This window comes from Bradyrhizobium huanghuaihaiense (genome assembly GCF_025200885.1).
Classification (GTDB): Bacteria; Pseudomonadota; Alphaproteobacteria; order Rhizobiales; family Xanthobacteraceae; genus Bradyrhizobium; species Bradyrhizobium huanghuaihaiense.
In genome coordinates this window covers 6807592-6825817 of sequence record NZ_CP104172.1, presented here as the reverse complement: position 1 = coordinate 6825817, position 18226 = coordinate 6807592, and the positions used below count along the sequence as shown (strand labels likewise).

General features: G+C 66.2%; 17 protein-coding genes and 1 pseudogene. 14 read left to right on the top strand and 4 right to left on the bottom strand.

The features are described 5' to 3' along the window. Together N2603_RS32215 and ccoS are read left to right on the top strand one after the other, a co-directional pair. The gene (locus N2603_RS32215) at positions 1–2193 is read left to right on the top strand and encodes a cation-translocating P-type ATPase (protein ID WP_260385295.1); all 2193 of its coding nucleotides are present in this window, start codon (positions 1–3) and stop codon (positions 2191–2193) included. Next, a complete protein-coding gene (gene ccoS, locus N2603_RS32210) occupies positions 2193–2360 on the top strand; it encodes a cbb3-type cytochrome oxidase assembly protein CcoS (protein WP_008138466.1) in 168 nt (55 codons plus the stop codon). The genes N2603_RS32215 and ccoS overlap by 1 nt, the downstream gene beginning before the upstream one ends. Here ccoS and N2603_RS32205 read toward each other — a convergent pair. Next, on the bottom strand, positions 2350–3558 hold the full coding sequence (locus N2603_RS32205; protein WP_260385294.1) for an MFS transporter: 1209 nt from the start codon (positions 3556–3558) through the stop codon (positions 2350–2352). The genes ccoS and N2603_RS32205 overlap by 11 nt on opposite strands. Before the next feature lie 115 nt (positions 3559–3673). Continuing rightward, positions 3674–4156, bottom strand: coding sequence for a cupin domain-containing protein (locus tag N2603_RS32200; RefSeq protein ID WP_260385293.1), 483 nt, complete (start codon positions 4154–4156; stop codon positions 3674–3676). 15 nt (positions 4157–4171) lie between these two features. Between N2603_RS32200 and N2603_RS32195 the strand changes: the two genes are divergently transcribed. From N2603_RS32195 to N2603_RS32185, 3 genes are all read left to right on the top strand, one after another. Then, on the top strand, positions 4172–4345 hold the full coding sequence (locus N2603_RS32195) for a hypothetical protein (protein WP_158646912.1): 174 nt from the start codon (positions 4172–4174) through the stop codon (positions 4343–4345). Between the two features lie 47 nt (positions 4346–4392). After that, a complete protein-coding gene (locus tag N2603_RS32190; RefSeq protein WP_260385292.1) occupies positions 4393–4677 on the top strand; it encodes a hypothetical protein in 285 nt (94 codons plus the stop codon). 81 nt (positions 4678–4758) lie between these two features. Next, positions 4759–5475, top strand: a complete 717-nt coding sequence (locus N2603_RS32185) for a peroxiredoxin-like family protein (RefSeq protein WP_260385291.1) — start codon at positions 4759–4761, stop codon at positions 5473–5475. Between the two features lie 24 nt (positions 5476–5499). On the opposite strand, the gene N2603_RS32180 is transcribed toward N2603_RS32185, so the two are convergent. Further along, entirely contained in the window at positions 5500–6387 is an 888-nt protein-coding gene (locus N2603_RS32180) for a LysR family transcriptional regulator (RefSeq protein WP_026312855.1), read from the bottom strand. A gap of 181 nt (positions 6388–6568) precedes the next feature. Between N2603_RS32180 and N2603_RS32175 the strand changes: the two genes are divergently transcribed. From N2603_RS32175 to N2603_RS32165, 3 genes are all read left to right on the top strand, one after another. Further along, positions 6569–7393, top strand: a complete 825-nt coding sequence (locus N2603_RS32175; RefSeq protein WP_260385290.1) for a 3-hydroxybutyrate dehydrogenase — start codon at positions 6569–6571, stop codon at positions 7391–7393. A gap of 70 nt (positions 7394–7463) precedes the next feature. Further along, positions 7464–8606, top strand: a complete 1143-nt coding sequence (locus N2603_RS32170) for a patatin-like phospholipase family protein (protein WP_260385289.1) — start codon at positions 7464–7466, stop codon at positions 8604–8606. Positions 8607–8699: 93 nt separating this feature from the next. Next, positions 8700–9644: an oxygenase MpaB family protein gene (locus tag N2603_RS32165; RefSeq protein WP_260385288.1), complete on the top strand. Its 945-nt coding sequence runs from the start codon at positions 8700–8702 to the stop codon at positions 9642–9644. 280 nt (positions 9645–9924) lie between these two features. Here N2603_RS32165 and glgA read toward each other — a convergent pair whose 3' ends face one another. Then, the gene (glgA, locus tag N2603_RS32160) at positions 9925–11340 is read right to left on the bottom strand and encodes a glycogen synthase GlgA (protein ID WP_260385287.1); all 1416 of its coding nucleotides are present in this window, start codon (positions 11338–11340) and stop codon (positions 9925–9927) included. Positions 11341–11536: 196 nt separating this feature from the next. Between glgA and N2603_RS32155 the strand changes: the two are divergent. The 6 genes and pseudogenes from N2603_RS32155 to N2603_RS32130 all read left to right on the top strand — a co-directional run bounded on the left by N2603_RS32155 (position 11537) and on the right by N2603_RS32130 (position 18175). Beyond that, positions 11537–12731: pseudogene (locus tag N2603_RS32155) on the top strand (CaiB/BaiF CoA transferase family protein). 134 nt (positions 12732–12865) lie between these two features. Next, a complete protein-coding gene (locus tag N2603_RS32150) occupies positions 12866–14401 on the top strand; it encodes an ABC transporter substrate-binding protein (RefSeq protein WP_260385286.1) in 1536 nt (511 codons plus the stop codon). Positions 14402–14408: 7 nt separating this feature from the next. Next, on the top strand, positions 14409–15359 hold the full coding sequence (locus tag N2603_RS32145; RefSeq protein ID WP_018648238.1) for an ABC transporter permease: 951 nt from the start codon (positions 14409–14411) through the stop codon (positions 15357–15359). Further along, the gene (locus tag N2603_RS32140; RefSeq protein WP_260385285.1) at positions 15346–16218 is read left to right on the top strand and encodes an ABC transporter permease; all 873 of its coding nucleotides are present in this window, start codon (positions 15346–15348) and stop codon (positions 16216–16218) included. Before N2603_RS32145 ends, N2603_RS32140 begins: the two co-directional genes overlap by 14 nt. Then, complete coding sequence (locus N2603_RS32135; protein ID WP_260385284.1) at positions 16215–17207, top strand: ABC transporter ATP-binding protein; 993 nt, start codon at positions 16215–16217, stop codon at positions 17205–17207. Before N2603_RS32140 ends, N2603_RS32135 begins: the two co-directional genes overlap by 4 nt. Next, positions 17204–18175: an ABC transporter ATP-binding protein gene (locus N2603_RS32130; RefSeq protein ID WP_260385283.1), complete on the top strand. Its 972-nt coding sequence runs from the start codon at positions 17204–17206 to the stop codon at positions 18173–18175. The genes N2603_RS32135 and N2603_RS32130 overlap by 4 nt, the downstream gene beginning before the upstream one ends. Positions 18176–18226 lie beyond the last annotated feature (51 nt).

The window sequence follows — 18226 nt, the reverse complement described above, 5'->3', positions numbered from 1 at the left end:
ATGCAGGTCACACGCGATTTCTCTCACTATGTTCGCGACGCCGGCGCGGGCCTCCGGCATATCGACCTCGCGGTCGAGGGCGTTCACTGCGCCGGCTGCATGGCCAAGATCGAGCGCGGGCTTTCGGCCATTCCTGACGTCACGCTGGCGCGCGTGAACCTGACCGACCGCCGTGTCGCACTGGAATGGAAGGCGGGCACGCTCGACCCCGGCCGCTTCATCGACCGGCTCGAAGAGCTCGGCTACAAGGCCTATCCGTTCGAGACCGAGAGTGCGGAAGCCGCCGAGGTCGCCGAATCCGGCTTCCTGCTGCGCTGCCTCGGGGTCGCCGCGTTCGCCACCATGAACGTGATGATGCTGTCGATCCCGGTATGGTCGGGCAACGTCTCGGACATGCTGCCGGAGCAGCGCGACTTCTTCCACTGGCTGTCGGCGCTGATCGCGCTGCCGACGGCGGCCTATGCCGGCCAGCCGTTCTTCCGCTCGGCCTGGCGCGCGCTGTCGGCGAAGACCACCAACATGGATGTGCCGATTTCGATCGGCGTGATCCTGGCGCTCGGCATGTCCGTGGTCGAGACCATCCACCACGCCGAGCATGCCTATTTCGACGCGGCGATCATGCTGCTGACCTTCCTGCTGGTCGGCCGCTTCCTCGACCAGAACATGCGGCGGCGGACCCGCGCGGTGGCCGGCAATCTCGCCGCGCTGAAGGCGGAGACCGCGGCCAAGTTCGTCGGGCCCGACGAGATATCGCAAGTGCCGGTGGCGGCGATCCATCCCGGCGATATCGTGCTGCTGCGGCCCGGCGAGCGCTGCGCGGTCGACGGCACCGTGATCGAGGGCCGCTCCGAGATCGACCAGAGCCTGATCACCGGCGAGACGCTCTATGTCACGGCGGAGCAGGGCACGCCGGTCTATGCGGGATCGATGAACATCTCCGGCACGCTGCGGGTGCGGGTCTCGGCGGCCTCCGAGGCGACGCTGCTCGCCGAGATCACGCGGCTATTGGATAACGCGCTGCAGGCGCGCTCGCGCTACATGCGGCTCGCCGACCGCGCCTCGCGGCTCTATGCGCCGGTGGTGCATGCCACAGCACTGCTGACCATTCTCGGCTGGGTCATCGCGGGTGCGTCCTGGCATGATGCGATCGTGACCGGCGTCGCCGTGCTGATCATCACCTGTCCCTGCGCGCTCGGGCTCGCGATCCCGACCGTGCAGACGGTGGCCTCGGGCGCGATGTTCAGGGCGGGTGTGCTGCTCAATGCGGGCGATGCGATCGAGCGGCTGGCGGAAGCCGACCATGTCATCTTCGACAAGACCGGCACGCTGACGCTGCCCGATCTCGAAGTGATGAACGCGGGCGATATCCCTGCCGACATCTTCGAGCTCGCCGGGCGCCTGGCGCTGTCGAGTCATCATCCGGTGGCCGCCGCGGTGGCGCAGGCGGCCGGTGCCAGATCGCCCATCGTCGGTGCGGTCGAGGAAGCCGGGCAGGGCGTGCGTGCGGTGATCGACGATGTCGAGATCCGTCTTGGGCGGCCGTCCTTTTGCGGAGCCGAGGGCCTCGTCGGCCTGACCGACGACCTCGATCCCGAAGCGTCCATCGTCGCGTTCAGCAAGGGGACCGCAAAATTCATCCTCTCGGTGCGCCAGGGCCTGCGTCCGGACGCGCAGGCCGTGATCGCGGCGCTGAAAGCGCGTGGCATCGGCATGGAGATCCTCTCCGGCGATCGCGAGCCGGCCGTGACGGCGGCGGCGCACGCGCTGTCCATTCCCGAATGGCGCGCCGGCGTCACGCCGGCCGACAAGATCGCGCGGATCGAGGAGCTGAAGCGGCGCGGAGTAAAGGTGCTGATGGTCGGCGACGGCATGAACGATGCGCCCTCGTTGGCGGCAGCCCATGTCTCGATGTCGCCGATCTCGGCCGCCCATCTCAGCCAGGCTACCGCCGACCTCGTCTTCCTCGGCCGGCCGCTGGCCCCCGTGGTCGCCGCCATCGACGCCTCGCGCAAGGCGCTGCATCTGATGCGGCAGAATCTCTGGCTCGCGATCGGCTATAATGTGCTCGCCGTGCCGGTTGCGATCAGCGGCGTCGTGACGCCCCTGATTGCGGCGGCCGCCATGAGCGGATCGTCGATCCTGGTGATGCTGAACTCGCTGCGCGCCCGCAGCGCCGAGCGGGAGATTGTGTGATGGAGATCCTGGTCATCCTGGTGCCGCTGGCCTTGATGCTCGGAGGAGCCGGTCTCGTCGCCTTCCTCTGGTCGCTCAGAAGCGGCCAGTACGACGATCTCGACGGCGCTGCCTGGCGCGCCATCGCCGACGACGAGCCGCCGCAGGAAGCGCCGGTCAAGCGCTAGGCTTCAGGGCGAAGGTGAGCAGGGCCGCCAATGCGAGGGCGGCGCCGACGCCGGCGACGCAGGCGTGCCAACCGAATGCGTCGAACAATCGCCCGAGCACGGCCGTGCCGACCAGCCCGCCGCAGAAGTAGCAGGCAAGATAGGTCCCGCTGGCGATGCCGCGGTTGTCGGTTGCCGCCTGTCCGACGAAGCCGGTCGCGGCGGCCTGCGCGAAGAACGTGCCGACGCCGACCAGAACCATGCCGGCGAGCACTTCGCCCAGATGCGGCGCCAGCATCAAGGGCAGGCCGAGCCCGGCGACCGCGAGCGATAACCAGATCGTGGCGCGCGTTCCCAGTCGCGCGGCCACCTTGCCGGCCAGAAGCGTCGTGACGACCGAGGGCAGGAAGACGAAATAGACGAGGCCCAGATCCATCATGCCGAGCGACAGCGGAGGCTGCACCAGCACGAAATTGACGAATGTGAAGGTGCCGATGAAGGCGAACAGGATGCAGAAGCCGATGCCGAAGGCCGCGCGCAGGTGCGGATTGCGCCAATGCGCAATGGTGGCGGCGAGCGGCGAAGCCGTCGGCATGATCGCCTGCATCGGCTGCACGCGTCGAATCGTGAAATACACCAGCACCGCGCCGGCCAGATTGAGCGCCGCAAAGAAGTAGAAATTCCAGGCGAGGCCGAGGCCGTCGGCGACCGCCGCCGAGATCAGCCGGCCGACAAGGTTGCTGGCGACATTGCCGGTGATGTAGGCGGCAAAGGCGCCGCCGGCGTCCGTGGCGCTGCATTGCTCGCCGAGATAAGCGAGGGTGAGCGCGAAGGCGGAGGCCATGCAAAGGCCCTGCGCGACCCGCAAGGCGGTGAAGACGGCAAGATTGGGCGCCGACGCCAGCAGGCCGGTTGGGATCGCCAGCAGCGTCAGGCTGAGCAGGATACCGGTCCGCCGGTTGATGTGCGGGCTGAAGAAGCCGACGACGAGGCTGGCTACGGCCATGCCGAAGGTGCTGGCGTTGACGGCAAAGCCCATCGCTGCCGGTGTGACGCCGTAGTGCCGCGTCAGCGAGGGCAGGATCGCCTGCGTTGCGAAGAGATCGACGACGGTCAGGAATGCGGTGAGGCCGATCACGAGCGAGCGCAGCACGAGGCCAGGCGAGTGCGCCTCCATCGTCATCGCGGCCGGTTTGATCGACGCGGAAAGATCGGTCATGGCGTGCATCTCCCGAACGGTGGTTGTCATTCCGGGGTGGTGCGCGAGCACCAGACCCGGAATCTCGAGGTTCTCAGGTGCGCAACTGCGCACCGGAGTTCGCTTGATGCGCTCGTTACATGTGATGGTCGTTGGGATCCTTGCGGACGTCGCCGACATAGAGGATGACCGTCTCCCTGCCGAGGTTCTTCCACCAATGCGAGGTGCCGTAGACTTCGGGGCGGATGTCGCCGGCCTTGTGCACGATCGGATCGACGCAGTTGGAGGCGTATTCGACGATCTCGCCCTGCTGCACGAAGATCAGCGCGGGGCGGTCATCATGGCTGTGCCAGGGCACGATGCCGCCGGGCGCGATGGTCAGCTTGCGGAAGCGCAGCTCGCGGCCCTCGATATGAGCGGGCTGCTTGCCGAGATCGATTGCGCCGAGCGTGACGTCGGTGACGCCGACGGGCTTATAGTCGACCATCTGCTGCGCGTTCGGCTTGATCTTGTCGGCGGGACATTCGCCCGCGAGCGCCGGCTGCGCCGCAAATGTCAGTGCACCGAGAACGGCTGCGCCCGACCAGACCAGGCGCGACAACATGTGCTGCTTGAACATGGGAAGTCTCCTCTGTTGGCCGCAACCTCGCTGGTCGCCGGCTATGGCAGGAGCTTCGTCGAGACGGCGTCGATATTGAAATGCCGGCTTGCTTTCGATGCGATAGCCCTGCGCTATCTTGATGCGCGGCGGCTATCGAACCGATTGGGCAACGGCATTTCCGCTTCCGGGGGATATGGCGTCCGATGACGGGCGCCCGATTGGCGGGCGTTCACGTCAATCCGGAGGAGCATCTCATGACGAAAGTGTCAAGAACCCTGATCTTTTCCGCCGCCTTCGCGGTGATCGCCACATCGGCCTTCTCGGAAGCGGCCTGGGATTTGAAGGCCGGCATGGCCTATGTCTATGGCGGGCCTGGCAAGATGTCGGCGATGGCCATGGCCCCGGCCGAGAAGAACCACGAGTCCATGATGAAGAACGCCAAGAAGGTGCCCGCCAACACCGTCTTCTTCATGGACAACGGCACGCTGTACTCCACCTCGGGACGGCTCGATCCCACCGGCAATTTCTACGTGAATTGAACCGGCCCTCGCGCAACGGCCGCCCCTTGCGGGCGGCCGGACCTGGAACCTAAGATCGCCCTTCTAACGCCGGAGTGGAAGATGACGTCTCTCTCACCAGCCGACGCCGATCGACTGAGGCTCGCCTTCCAGCGCTGCCGCGACATGGAGGGGACGCTGAACGAGCAGCTTCGGGCCTATGCGGATGCGAGCCGTAAGGTTTTTCCGGCCTATGGCGAGGCGGTCGACCGGCTGGTGGCGAGACTGAACGGCAACGGCGGCGGCGAGACCGCGCCGCTCCCTGGCGATGCGATGCCGCCATTCATGCTGCCGGATGAAAGTGGAAGTCTGGTCGCGCTGCCCGCGCTCCTGCAGCAAGGCCCCGTCGCGGTGATGTTCTTCCGCGGACACTGGTGCCCTTATTGCCGGCTCAATGTCCGCGCCGTGGTGCAGGCGCAGGAGCGCATCAAGGCGATGGGCGCACAGGTCGTCGCGATCATGCCGGAGACGCAAGAATACACGAGGCAGGTCAAGGCCGACTCCGGCGCGCCGTTTCCGATTCTCACCGATCTCGACAACGGCTATGCGCTGTCGCTCAATCTCGCGATCTGGCTCGGCACCGAGATCCAGAGCCTGTTGTCCTATCAGGACATGGCGAAATTCCACGGCAATGATGGCTGGATGCTGCCGATCCCCGCGGTGTTCGTCGTCGGCCGTGACGGGATCGTCAAGGCGCGCTTCGTCGACCCGGATTTCCGCAAGCGCATGGAGATCGACGATCTGATCGAAGCGCTGGAGAGCGCGAGCCGGGAGAACTGAGTTTCGGGCCCGGCAGTAGTGCAGCTACCCCGCGATCTCCCGCCAGTCCGCGCCGCGTAGCATCCGCATCACCGCATTGGCGACGGCCGTGCGCTGCCGGCCGGCGACGCCGTAGAGGCTGACGGTGCGGCGTGCGTCGAGCCCTGCGACTGCCGCGCGTTTGACGCTCTCCGGCACCGGCGAGGTGTGGGGCATCATGGCGATGCCGATGTCGGCCTCGACCAGCTCGATCAAATCGCGCTCGCTCGAAATCTCGTGGCCGTGATCGACGTCGATGCCGTGTTCGCGCAGGCTCGCGGAGATACGCCTGGAATGCTCGCAGTAATTCCGGCCGAGCAATTGCTCCGCGCGCAAATCATCCGGCTCGACCGTGTCGTGTCCGGCAAGACGGTGCTTCCTGCTGACGACGAGATCGAAGTCTTCCGTGAACAGCGGCCAGACGTCGAGCCGCTCCCAGGCCTCGTCGATCTCGGCGGCGATGCCGAGCTCGGCTTCGCCTTTCTTGAGGAATTCGCCGACCTCGCGGCTGGTCCCGCGCAGAAAGCGGAATTCCAGCCGGTTGAACTGGCGTCTGATCGCGTTCAGGTGTGGGATGAGCAGTGCCAGGTCGATCGAATGCGTCAGCGCGATGCGCAGCGCGCCGATCTCGCCGCTCCTGAACGAGGAGGCGAGCGAGCGCGCGCCGGTGGCGGCGTCATAGCACTGCTTCAAGAGCGGATGCATGCGCTGGCCGAGCTCGGTCAGTTGCGCGGCCGGTCGTTCGCGGCGGAACAGGTCGCCGCCCAGCTCGGCCTCGAGCTGCTTGATCGCGCGCGTCAGCGACGGCTGCGTCACGTTGCATTCCTCGGCGGCGCGCGTAAAATTCAACAGCTGCGCCACCGCGAGGAAATAGCGAACCTGGTGCATTTCCATGGATCGGCTCCCCAGCTGGATCGGCCTCAAATCTAGCCGATCAGGGCGGGAAATGACATCCCGCCAGCGATAGCGCGGACGTATGGACTCGGAAGCCAACCGGCATTTCCGCAAACCCCGGTGATCCCGCACATTTCGCTCCAGCCACGGCGCGGCGTCGCGCCCAGAAGAGGTCAGGATCATGAATATCCCCATCAAGACGCAGACGTCCGCTTCGTCACGCGTGCTGGCCGGCAAGGTGGCTCTCGTCACCGGGTCGACCAGCGGCATCGGCCTCGGCATCGCGCGGGCGCTGGCCGCTTCAGGCGCCGACATCGTGCTCAACGGCCTTGGTGTCGCCAGCGAGATCGGCCGGACACGCGAACAGCTCGCCGCGGAATTCGGCATCAAGGCAAGCTATTCGCCGGCGGACATGACGAAGCCGAAATCGATCGCCGAGATGATCGCGGCGACGGTGGCCCAATCCGGCCGGCTGGACATCCTGGTCAACAACGCTGGCATCCAGCATGTTGCGCCGCTCGACCAGTTTCCGGTCGAGAAGTGGGACCAGATCCTCGCGATCAACCTGTCCTCGGCGTTCCACACCACGCGGCTCGCGTTGCCGGCCATGCGGCAGAACGGCTTTGGCCGGATCGTCAACATTGCCTCGGCGCATGGCTTGGTGGGCTCGCCGTTCAAGGCGGCCTATGTTGCGGCCAAGCACGGGATCGTCGGTCTGACCAAGGTGACGGCGCTGGAAACCGCGGAAGAAGGCATCACCTGCAATGCGATCTGCCCAGGTTATGTCTACACGCCGCTGGTCGAGGCACAGATCGACGGGCAGGCCAAGGCGCACGGCATCTCGCGCGATCAGGTCATCCGCGACGTCCTGCTGGCGCAGCAGCCGAACAAGCGATTTGTCACCGTCGAGGAGCTCGGCGCGCTCGCGGTGTTCCTGTCGACGGAGGCTGCCGCCTCGATCACCGGCGTCGCGCTGCCGGTCGACGGCGGCTGGACCGCGCATTAACATGAGCCGGCGTAACAAGCCGCAGCCGGCAGCGAATATCCGAGCAGTGCAGGCTGATCAGGAGCGAACCATGAACGGCACGCAGAACAACATACAGCGCAAGGACCTGCCGGGGCAGGTCGTCCTCGTGCTCCAGGGCGGCGGCGCGCTCGGCTCGTACCAGGCCGGGGTCTACCAGGCCTTGCACGAAGCCGGCATCGAGCCGGACTGGATCATCGGTACCTCGATCGGCGCGATCAATGCGAGCCTCATTGCGGGTAACTCGCCCGAGCACCGGCTCGCGCGCTTGCGGGAGTTCTGGAAGCGGATGGAGCAGCAGCCGGTCTGGGACTGGCGCGCCGCGTTTCCCGGCTTCAACGAGAAGCTGGCCTATTGGTCGACCGTGACCCACGGCATTCCCGGTTTCTTCCGGCCCAATCCGCTGGCGCATGCCGGCGATTCCTATCCGCTGGGTGCCGATCACGCCGGCTTCTATTCGACCACTCCGCTGGAGAAGACGCTGAGCGAGCTGGTCGATTTCGATCTGGCCAATCGCTGCGCGCCGCGCCTGACGGTCGGTGCGGCCCATGTCGGCACCAGCGAGATGCGTTATTTCGACAGCCGTGACGGCGAGCTGACGGTGAAGCATGTGATGGCGTCGGGCGCGCTGCCGCCGGCTTTCCCGGCCGTGCGCATCGACGGCGAGCTCTATTGGGACGGCGGCATTCTCTCGAACACGCCGACGGAGGCGGTGTTCGACGACAATCCGCGCCGGGATTCGCTGATCTTCTCCGTTCATCTGTGGAATCCCGTCGGGCCGGAGCCGACCACGATGGCGGAGGTGCTGAACCGGCACAAGGACGTGCAATATTCCAGCCGCATCGCGAGCCAGATCGTGCGGCAGCAGCAGGCGCATCGCCTGCGCCATGTCATCAACCAGCTCGCGGCGCGGCTGCCCGAGAGCGAGCGCAGCGATCCCGCGGTGAGGGAGCTGACGAGCTACGGCTGTCCGACCCGCATGCATGTGGTGCGGCTGCTGGCGCCGCAGCTCGAGCACGAGACCCATACCAAGGATATCGACTTCAGTCCGTCGGGGATCACGCGGCGCTGGCATGCCGGCTACGCTCACACGCGATCGGTGCTGGCGCGCAGGCCCTGGATCGGCGAGTTCGATCCGCTCGCCGGCGTGGTGCTGCACGAGCATACGGACGAGATGCCGATTGCGGCGGAGTGAGGGCTCTGTCCGTCATTTGTTTCGGGCCGTGACGATGTCAAGAGCACGCGGTCTGGGCTATGATCGCGGCGTCTTCGTCGCGAGACTCGCAAAGTGGTCGTTGAGAAAGATCTGGAAGCGGCACTCGATCAGGTCCGCGCTGACGCGGCGGGCCCGGTTGCCGGCGTGTTCGGCCCCGCCTCGGTGACCTGGCAAATCGACCGGGAAGCCCTGAACTTCCTCGGCGCCGGTCGCGCACTGCTGCTGCAACTCTCCCATCCCTGGGTCGCCGCCGCCATCGCCGAGCATTCCACAACCTTTGCCGATCCGATCGGTCGCTTCCATCGCACCTTCGACATCGTCTTCGCCATGGTGTTCGGCTCGCTCGACCGTGCCATGCTGTCGTCGCGGCAATTGCACCGGCGCCACGGCATGATCGTCGGGCGGATGCCGGAGACGGTCGGTCCCTTCGCGGCGGGCTCGCGCTACTGCGCCAACGACATTCCATCGCTGCGCTGGGTTCACGCCACACTGGTCGACACCGCGCTGATGGCGCATGATCTCGTTCTGCCACCGCTCTCGGCGGAGGAGCGCGAGCGCTATTGGGCCGAGAGCCGGACGTTCGGTGCGCTGTTCGGGCTGACGGCGGACGACCTGCCGGCGGATTGGTTCGGCTTCGCCGCTTACACCGCGGCGATGGCGCAATCGGACACGCTGACGGTCAGCACCGCGGCACGCGAGATCGCAACGCAGATCTTCACGGGTGCGCGTCCGTGGTTGCGTCCGCCTCGATGGTACCGCGCACTCACGGCGAGCATGCTGCCTGAACGTCTGCGCGCGGGTTTTGGTTTTGAGCTCGACGAGGGCGAAGCCAGATCCGCCGACAATGCGCTGCGATGGATCAGGCGCGTCTATCCGAAACTGCCGGACAGGCTGCGCTATGTCGGCCCCTATCAGGAAGCGCAGGCGCGGCTGCGAGGCGAGGCGCAGCCGGACTGGATGACGCGCTGCCTCAACCGCGCCTGGATCGGCCGGTCGCAGATGGACGTGCGTCGCTAGGAATCATGTCCCGGACAAGCTGCAACGCGTGAGCGTTGCGGCGCCGAGCCGGGACCCAGAGACCACGAACTCCTGTTCAGAATGGGCCCCGGCTCAGCAGCGCACCACGTCGCAAGGGCGACGCGCTGCGCCGCGTCCGGGGCACGAGACGGGAGCGAGGCGATACTCTCTCCTCCTCGTCATTGCGAGCGTAGCGAAGCAATCCAGAATCCCGCCGCGGAAAGGCTCTGGATTGCTTCGCTTCGCTCGCAATGACGGAGAACCTAGCAACGCCTCGCCCTCACACCGACGCCAGCTTCCGATACAGCGCGCTGTAGCTGCCGGCCGAGATGCTCCACGAGAACGAGCGTCCCATGGCGCTGCGGCGCATGGTGTCGAGCTGGTCTTGCGCCATGAAGGCCGAGAAGGCGCGGCGGACGCCGCCGAGGAAGGATTCGTGCGACGGTTTCGAGAACAAGAAGCCGGTCTCGCCGTCGCTGATGGTCTCGGCAAGGCCGCCGGTCTGGTGACCGATCGGCAATGAGCCGAAACGCTGGGCGTACATCTGGCTGAGGCCGCAGGGCTCGAACCGTGACGGCATCAGGGTGAAGTCGCTGCCGGCAAAGATGCGCCGCGCCTGGGCGTCGTTGAAGCCGATCGCGACACCGATGGCATCGGGACGGCGACGATGGGCGTTGATCAGCGCCTGCTCGAGCGCGGGCTCGCCGGAGCCGGTGACCACGATCTGCCCGCCGGCATCGATGATCTCGTCGGCCGCCGCCAGCACGAGGTCGATGCCCTTCTGGTGCACGAGGCGGGCGACGATGCCGAACATCGGTCCGCGCGACACCGCAAGCCCGAACTGCTTGCGCACGTAATCCGCATTGGCCTTCTTGCCGACCCAGTCGCCGGCGCCGAACTGCTGGGCGAGCTGCGCGCAATAGCGCGGGTCCCAGCTCTCGTCGATGCCGTTGAGAATGCCGGTGAGCTCGGCTGCGTCCGAGCGCAGGCGGAGCAGGCCCTCGAGGCCGCAGCCGAATTCGGCCGTGGTGATCTCCCGCGCATAGGTGCCGCTGACGGTGGTGAGGTGCGAAGCGTAGACGAGGCCCGCCTTGAGGAAGGAAACCTGGTCGTAGAACTCGACGCCGTCGATGTGGAAGGAGCTTTCCGGTGCGCCGATCCGCCGCAGCGCCTCCTTCGGGAAGAGACCCTGATAGGCGAGGTTGTGGATGGTCAGGATCGACGGCAGCCTGGCGCCGCGCCAGGCGAGATAGGCCGGCACGAGGGAAGCCTGCCAATCGTTGGCATGGATCAGGTCCGCTGCCCAATTCTTGTCCAGCTTGCCCATGGCCAGCTCAGCGGCTGCCGAGGCGAAGCGCGCGAAGCGGATGTCGTTGTCGGGCCAGTCGTGCCCGGACTCATCGCCATAGGGATTGCCGGGCCGGTCATAGAGCTGCGAGCACAACAGTACATAGACCGGCAGGCCGTCCTTGGTCGCGGCACGGCCGAGCGAGCAGGCCGGCATCTCCGCGAACGGCGGGCAGCGGCCGACAATCTGGATATGCGTGAGTTGCTCGATGATGTCGCGGTAGCCGGGCAGCATGATCCGGATATCGGCAAAGGGGCGTAGCGCTCGGGGCAGGGCGGCGGAAACGGCTCCGAGCCCGCCGACGCGGACGAAGTCGTCCATCTCTGTCGTGACGAACAAGACCCTCAAGAACTGCTGCCCTCATCCGATCCCGTTTGCTGCTATGCAAGAACGGGTCCAGTTGTCCCGGAAATTCTCAAGCCCGCCGCAAGACGCGTCTGCTCGGTAAAGACTTTCCTACTCAGCCGCCGCCCTCTAGGGTCGCCGCACCAACAAGAGAGAACATCCATGGTTCCTGAGGGGGCCCCAGGGAGACGCGGCACGCATGCAGCTACCAGACAAGCATGAGGGGACGACGACGAAGGCTTTCGCGGGCCTGCGGGTCCTGGATTTTTCGACCACGATCGCCGGTCCCCACTGCGCGCGCATGCTAGCCGACATGGGCGCCGAGGTCATCAAGATCGAGACCGACGGCGGGGAGACGATGCGGACCCGGCCGCCCCTGCGCAAGGGGTGCAGCACCGCGTTCGGCCAGCAATGTCGGCAAGAAGAGCCTGGTGCTCGACCTCAAGTCCGACGACGGCAGGGACGCCGTCTACCGGCTGGCCGCGACCGCCGACATCCTGGTCGAGAACTTCCGTCCCGGCGTGATGCACCGGCTGCGGCTCGACTATGACAGGCTGCGTGCGGTCAACGAGAGGCTGATCTACTGCTCGATCTCCGGCTATGGCCAGACCGGCCCCTCGGCCGAGCTGCCGGCCTATGCGCCGGTGATCCACGCCGCCTCCGGCTACGACATGGCGCATCTCGCCTATCAGCCCGGCCGTAACAGGCCCGACTATTGCGGCATCTATCACGCCGACGTCGTCACCGGCACCTACGGTTTTGGTGCGATCGCGTCCGCACTCTATCAGCGCAGCGTGACCGGGCTCGGCCAGCACATCGACGTCTCCATGCTGGAATCGATGCTGACCTTGACCCTGACCGAGTTGCAGAGCTCGCAATTCGCGGTGGCGCCGCCGCCGCGCCCGATGTTCGGTCCGACCGAGACGGCCAGCGGCTATGTCACGATCACGGTCGCCAGCGAGAAGACGTTCCAGGCCCTGATGGGGGTGATCGGCCGCCCCGAATGGGTCTCCGATCCACGCTTCGCCACCTACGCCCCGCGCCGCGAGAATTGGGCGGCGTTGATGGACGGCGTCGAGGTCTGGTCGCGGCAGCTCTCGACCGATGCGTGTCTGCTCGCGCTTAGCGCTGCCGGCGTCCCGGCCTCGGCCTATCGCACCGTGTCGGATGCGTTGGCCGATCCGCAGCTTGCGCATCGCCAGGCACTCTCCGAGGTGCGGGACGAGGGCGGTTCGTTTAGGGTGCTCAACCTGCCGTTCCGGATGTCGGGGGCCGACACCACGCCGGCCAGGACGGTGTCCGTGCTCGGCGCGCACACGGACGCATTGCGCGACGAGATTGGCCTTGCCGACAAGGCGCCAATTCCGTCAGGCAAAACGGCCGCGACATCCTGAGCAACATGACGCCGCGCGCATGCGGCGTTTGATCTCTCGTGTGTTCCTCTTGCCGTGGCGAGCATTTGTCGCCAAGCTCGCTTTCCGAGTCATCAACGATCCGAAACATCGGACGAGGGATCCCGGGAGGAACCATGACGAAGACTGCTGCCGCGGCGCGCAAGCACGTGCCGATTTTCCTTGTTGCGGCATTTGCGCTTGTCTCGCCTGCGCAGGCGCAAAAATCGGGCGGCAGCATCACCGTCGGTCAGGAGCTCGACATTCCCGGCTTCGATCCGCTCAAGGTCGGCGTCTACGACACCTCGACCAACACCGCCGCGGCCGCGATCTTCGACACGCTCACCACACTCGATGAAAAAGGCGAGGTCGCGCCGAAGCTCGCGGTGTCATGGACCCATTCCGACGACTACATGATCTGGACCTTCAAGCTGCGCGAGGGCGTGAAATTCCACGACGGCACGCCGTTCAACGCACAGGCCTTCAAGGAGAATTTCGACCGGCAGAAGGACCCCGCCAACAAGTGCCGCTGCGCGTTCTACATCACCAACGTCAAGGAGGTGCTGGCGCCGGACGACTACACCGTCGTCTATAAGCTCACCGATCCTTCCGTGAACCTGCCGGCGGTGATCACCATCCAGAGCCAGAACAACGTCATTCACTCGCCGACCGCCTGGAAGACCAAGGGCGACGACTACAATCGCAATCCCGTCGGCACCGGCCCGTACATCCTGAAATCATGGACCGCCGGCGACCGCATGGTGCTGGAGAAGAATCCCAATTACTGGGACAAGAGCCGTCCCTATCTCGATCGCATCATCCTGAAGCCGCTGCCCGACGCGCAGTCGCGCTTCGCCTCGCTGCAATCGGGTGAGGCCGACATCATCTGGGACGACGAGAACGACGCCGACAACATCATGAAGGCGCAGAAGGACTCCAAGCTCACCGTGCACACCTACAAGGGCTCGGGCGCGCAGGTCTACGCCTTCAACACCAAGGTCGCGCCGTTCGACGACGTCCGCGTGCGCCAGGCGCTGGTGATGGCGATCGACCGCCCGAAGATGTCGCAGGCGATCAGCAACGGCCTGAGCCGGCCCGCGACCAATCCTTATGGCGACGGCTCCTGGGTCAAGTGCAAGGACGACGGCCCGCTGCCGTTCGACGTCGAGAAGGCCAAGGCGCTGATCAAGGATTATGGCAAGCCGGTCGAGTTCAAGATGCTGGTGAGCGCGACACCGCGCGGCCGCATGATCGGCCAGGTGCTGCAGCAGTTCTGGAAGCGCGCCGGCGCCAACATGGAGATCGAGCAGGTCGACCAGGCCACCATTCCGTCGCGCGCCTTCACCCGCCAGTTCCAGCTGACGCCGTGGCGCATCGTCGACCTCGCCGATCCCGATCCGCAGATGTACGCGAATTTCCGCAGCGGCAGCCCGCTGGCGCTCTCCAGCTTCTCAAATCCCGAGCTCGACAAGCTTCTGGACCACGCGCGCGTCACCGCCGATCTCGGCCAGCGCACCGAGGATTACTGCGCCATCAGCCGCCTGATCAACAAGGAGGCGATCTGGTTCTGGACCTTCCAGAACACGTACTACGCGCTGTCGAGCGCAAGGCTGAAGGGCTTTCCAAAGATCTACAACGGCGTGATCGACGTCTCGACCACTTGGCTGGAATGAAAACGCGATGCTGAACTTCGTCGTTCGGCGGCTCCTTGCCATCCTGCCGGTGCTGCTTGCCGTCTCGCTGCTCACCTTCCTGATCGCCTCGCTGCTCCCCGGCGATCTCGCCTTCGTCATCCTCGGTGACCAGGCGACGCCGGAGAATGTCGCGGCGCTGCGCCGTGACATGGGGCTCGACCAGCCATTGTGGTGGCGCTACCTGAGCTGGCTCGGTCACGTGCTGCAAGGCGATCTCGGCCGCTCGTTCCGCACCGGGCAGACCGTGCTGCAGGCGGTCGCCGAGCGCATTCCGGTCTCGCTCCAGCTGATGCTGATGGCCGAGTTCATCGGGCTGCTGATCGGCGTTCCCGTCGCGATCGCCTGCGCCGCGCGCGCCGGCGGCGCCTTCGACCGCTTCATGACCGGCAGTGCCTTCGCGATGCTGTCGATGCCGTCCTTCCTGATGGCGATCCTCCTGATCTACCTGTTCGCGGTCGAGCTGCATTGGCTGCCGGCGACCGGCTATGTGCCGTTCACCGAGGAGCCGTTGGCCAATTTGCGCTTCTTCGTGCTGCCAGCGTTGACGCTGGCGCTGGCGGAATGGCCCGGCATCATGCGGGTGCTGCGCTCCGACATGATCGCGACCTTGCAGGAGGACTATATCGCGCTGGCCAAGGCCAAGGGGCTCAAGCCATCACGCATCCTGTTCGTGCATGCGCTCAAGCCTTCGTCGCTGACCCTGGTGACGGTGACCGGCATCAATATCGGCCGCCTGCTCGGCGGCACGCTGATCGTGGAATCGATCTTCGCGCTGCCCGGCATCGGCCGGCTGCTGGTCGGGGCGATCTACACCCGCGACCTCGTCATCCTCCAGGGCGTGGTGCTGCTGGTGGCCTGCGGCTTCGTCATCGTCAATTTCATCGTCGACATGCTCTACGCCGTGCTCGATCCGAGGATCCGCCATGGCCACGCTTGAGCTGTCGATGCAGGACGAGGCCGTATCTACGCCGGTGCGACGCGGGCGCAAGCTCGGGTTGCTGTTCTGGCTCGCGAGCGGCTGGCTCGCGATCATCCTGACATTGGCGATCCTGGCGCCGGTGCTGCCGCTGCAGAACCCTGTAGATATGGACATGCTGGAGCGCCGCGCCGCGTTTTCGACCGAGCACTGGCTCGGCACCGACGGGCTCGGCCGCGACGAGCTCGCCCGACTGATTTTTGGCGCGCGCGTTTCGCTGACGGTCGGACTGATCGCGCCGATGATTGGCCTCGTGTTCGGCGGCGCGCTCGGCCTGCTCGCGGGCTATTTCCGAGGGCGGTTCGAGACGCTGGTGGTCGGCAGCATGGACGTGCTGCTGGCGTTTCCGCCGCTGATCTTCGCGCTCGCGGTGACCGCCTATCTCGGCCAGTCCATTCCCAATCTCACATTGATCCTCGGCGTGCTCGGCATTCCCGCCTTCATGCGGGTGGCGCGCGCGGCGACACTGACGCTGGCGCGGCGCGAGTTCGTGATCGCAGCCGAGGCGCTGGGTGCGAGCCATGCACGCATCCTCTTGCGCGAGTTGCTACCGAACGTGATCCTGCCACTGCTGGCCTTCTTCCTGCTCGGCGTCGCCGTCACCATCGTGGTCGAGGGCGCGCTGTCCTTCCTCGGCCTCGGCGTGCCGCCGCCGATGGCGAGCTGGGGCAGCATGATCGGCGAGGGGCGCGAAAGTCTCGACGTCGCGCCACGGCTCGCCTTCCTGCCGGCAGCGGGCCTGTTCCTGACCGTGCTGGCCTTCAACCTCGTCGGCGACACCTTGCGGGCGCTGACCGACCCGCGTCAGGGGGCGCTGTGAGCATGCCGCTCCTGACCATCGAGGACGTCGCAGTCGAGCTGCCGACCCCGCGTGGAAACTTGCGCGCTGTCGATCACGTGGATCTGTCACTGGATGCGGGGCGCACACTCGGCATCGTCGGCGAGTCCGGCTGCGGCAAGACCATGCTGTCGCGCGCGGTGCTTCAGCTGCTGCCGAGGAAGGCGAAGCTGACGGGACGCGTGATGTTCGACGGCCAGGATCTGGTGCGGCTCGATCGCGAGAGCCTGCGACAGCTGCGCGGGCGCGATCTCGCGGTCGTGTTCCAGGATCCCATGACCTCGCTCAACCCGGTGCTCACCATCGGCACGCAACTGATGGAGACGATCCAGGAGCATCTCGAGCTCGATGCGCCCGCGGCGAAGGCGCGCAGCATCGAGCTGCTGGCTGCCGTCGGCATTCCGGCGCCGGAGCAGCGGCTCGCGCAATATCCGCATCAATGCTCCGGCGGCATGCGCCAGCGCATCGCGATCGCGATCGCGCTGTCCTGCGAGCCGAAGCTCCTGATCGCGGACGAGCCGACCACGGCGCTCGACGTGACCATCCAGGCGCAGATCCTCGATCTGCTCGCGCGCGAGCAGCAGCGCCGTCACATGGCGATGATCATCATCACCCACGATCTCGGCGTCGTCGCCGGCCGCGCCGACGAGGTCGCGGTGATGTATGCGGGTAGGGTGGTGGAGCGCGCGCCGACGCCAGCATTGTTCAAGCGCATGCACATGCCCTACACCGAGGCGCTGCTGGCGGCGATCCCGAAGCTGGAAACCACGCCGCACACGCCGCTGCCTGCGATATCCGGTCGTCCACCCGATCCGACGCGGCCGCTGCAGGGCTGCTCTTTCGCGCCGCGCTGCCGCTATGCCACCGGCCACTGTCGCGAAACCAAGCCCGGGCTGAAGGGCGCGGAGATGCCTGATCATCTCTACGCCTGCTTCCATCCGATCCGGATGACTGAGGGGATCGGCGCATGATGCAGCTGGCGGTGCGCAACGAGGCGCTTCTCAACGTCGACAATCTCGTCGTCGAGTATGGCCTCGGCAACAAGACGGTTCATGCCGTCTCCGGCGTCAGCCTCCAGGTCGCGCGCGGCGAGACGCTGGGGCTGGTCGGCGAATCCGGCTGCGGCAAGTCGACGCTCGGGCGCGCGGTGCTGCAATTGCGCCGCGCCAAATCCGGCCGGGTGCTGTTCGACGGCGAAGACCTCACCGCGATGGAGGGCGAGGCGCTGCGCAGGATGCGGCGCCGCGTGCAGCTGATCTTCCAGGATCCGATCGCCTCGCTCAATCCGCGCCGGCGCATCGGCGACATCGTCGCCGAGCCGCTGATCATCGCCGGCGTCAAGAATGCTGCGGAGCGCAAGCGTAGGGTTCACGAGGTGCTCGCGGCGGTCGGGCTCGATCCTGATCTCGTCGTGGGCCGCCTGCCGCACGAATTCTCCGGCGGCCAGTGCCAGCGCATCTGCATCGCGCGGTCGCTGGTGCTCAACCCCGAGTTCATCGTCTGCGACGAGCCGGTCTCGGCGCTCGACGTCTCCATCCGCGCACAGATCCTCAACCTGCTGGAGGAGATGAAGGCGCGCTTCGGCCTCACGCTGCTGTTCATCGCGCATGACCTCGCGGTGGTCAAAGCCGTCAGCGACCGCGTCGCAGTGATGTATCTCGGTCGGCTCTGCGAGGTCGGGCCCTCGGAGCAATTGTTCGCGCGGCCGGCGCATCCCTACACCAGCCTGTTGCTGCAGGCGATCCCGGTGCCCGATCCGGATGTGCGTCCCGCCGAGAGTGTGGCGACCGGCGAGCCGCCATCGCCGATTGCACCGCCGTCAGGCTGCCGCTTCCGCACCCGCTGCCCACGCGCCGATCAGCGATGCAGCGCGGAGATACCGGAGTTGCGCGAGGTCGCCCCCGGCCAGTTCGCCGCTTGCCACCATCCGCTGGCCTGAACTAAGACCGGTTTGTCTCGTCTCGCCGGCCATGGCATGGTGAGGCCGAGA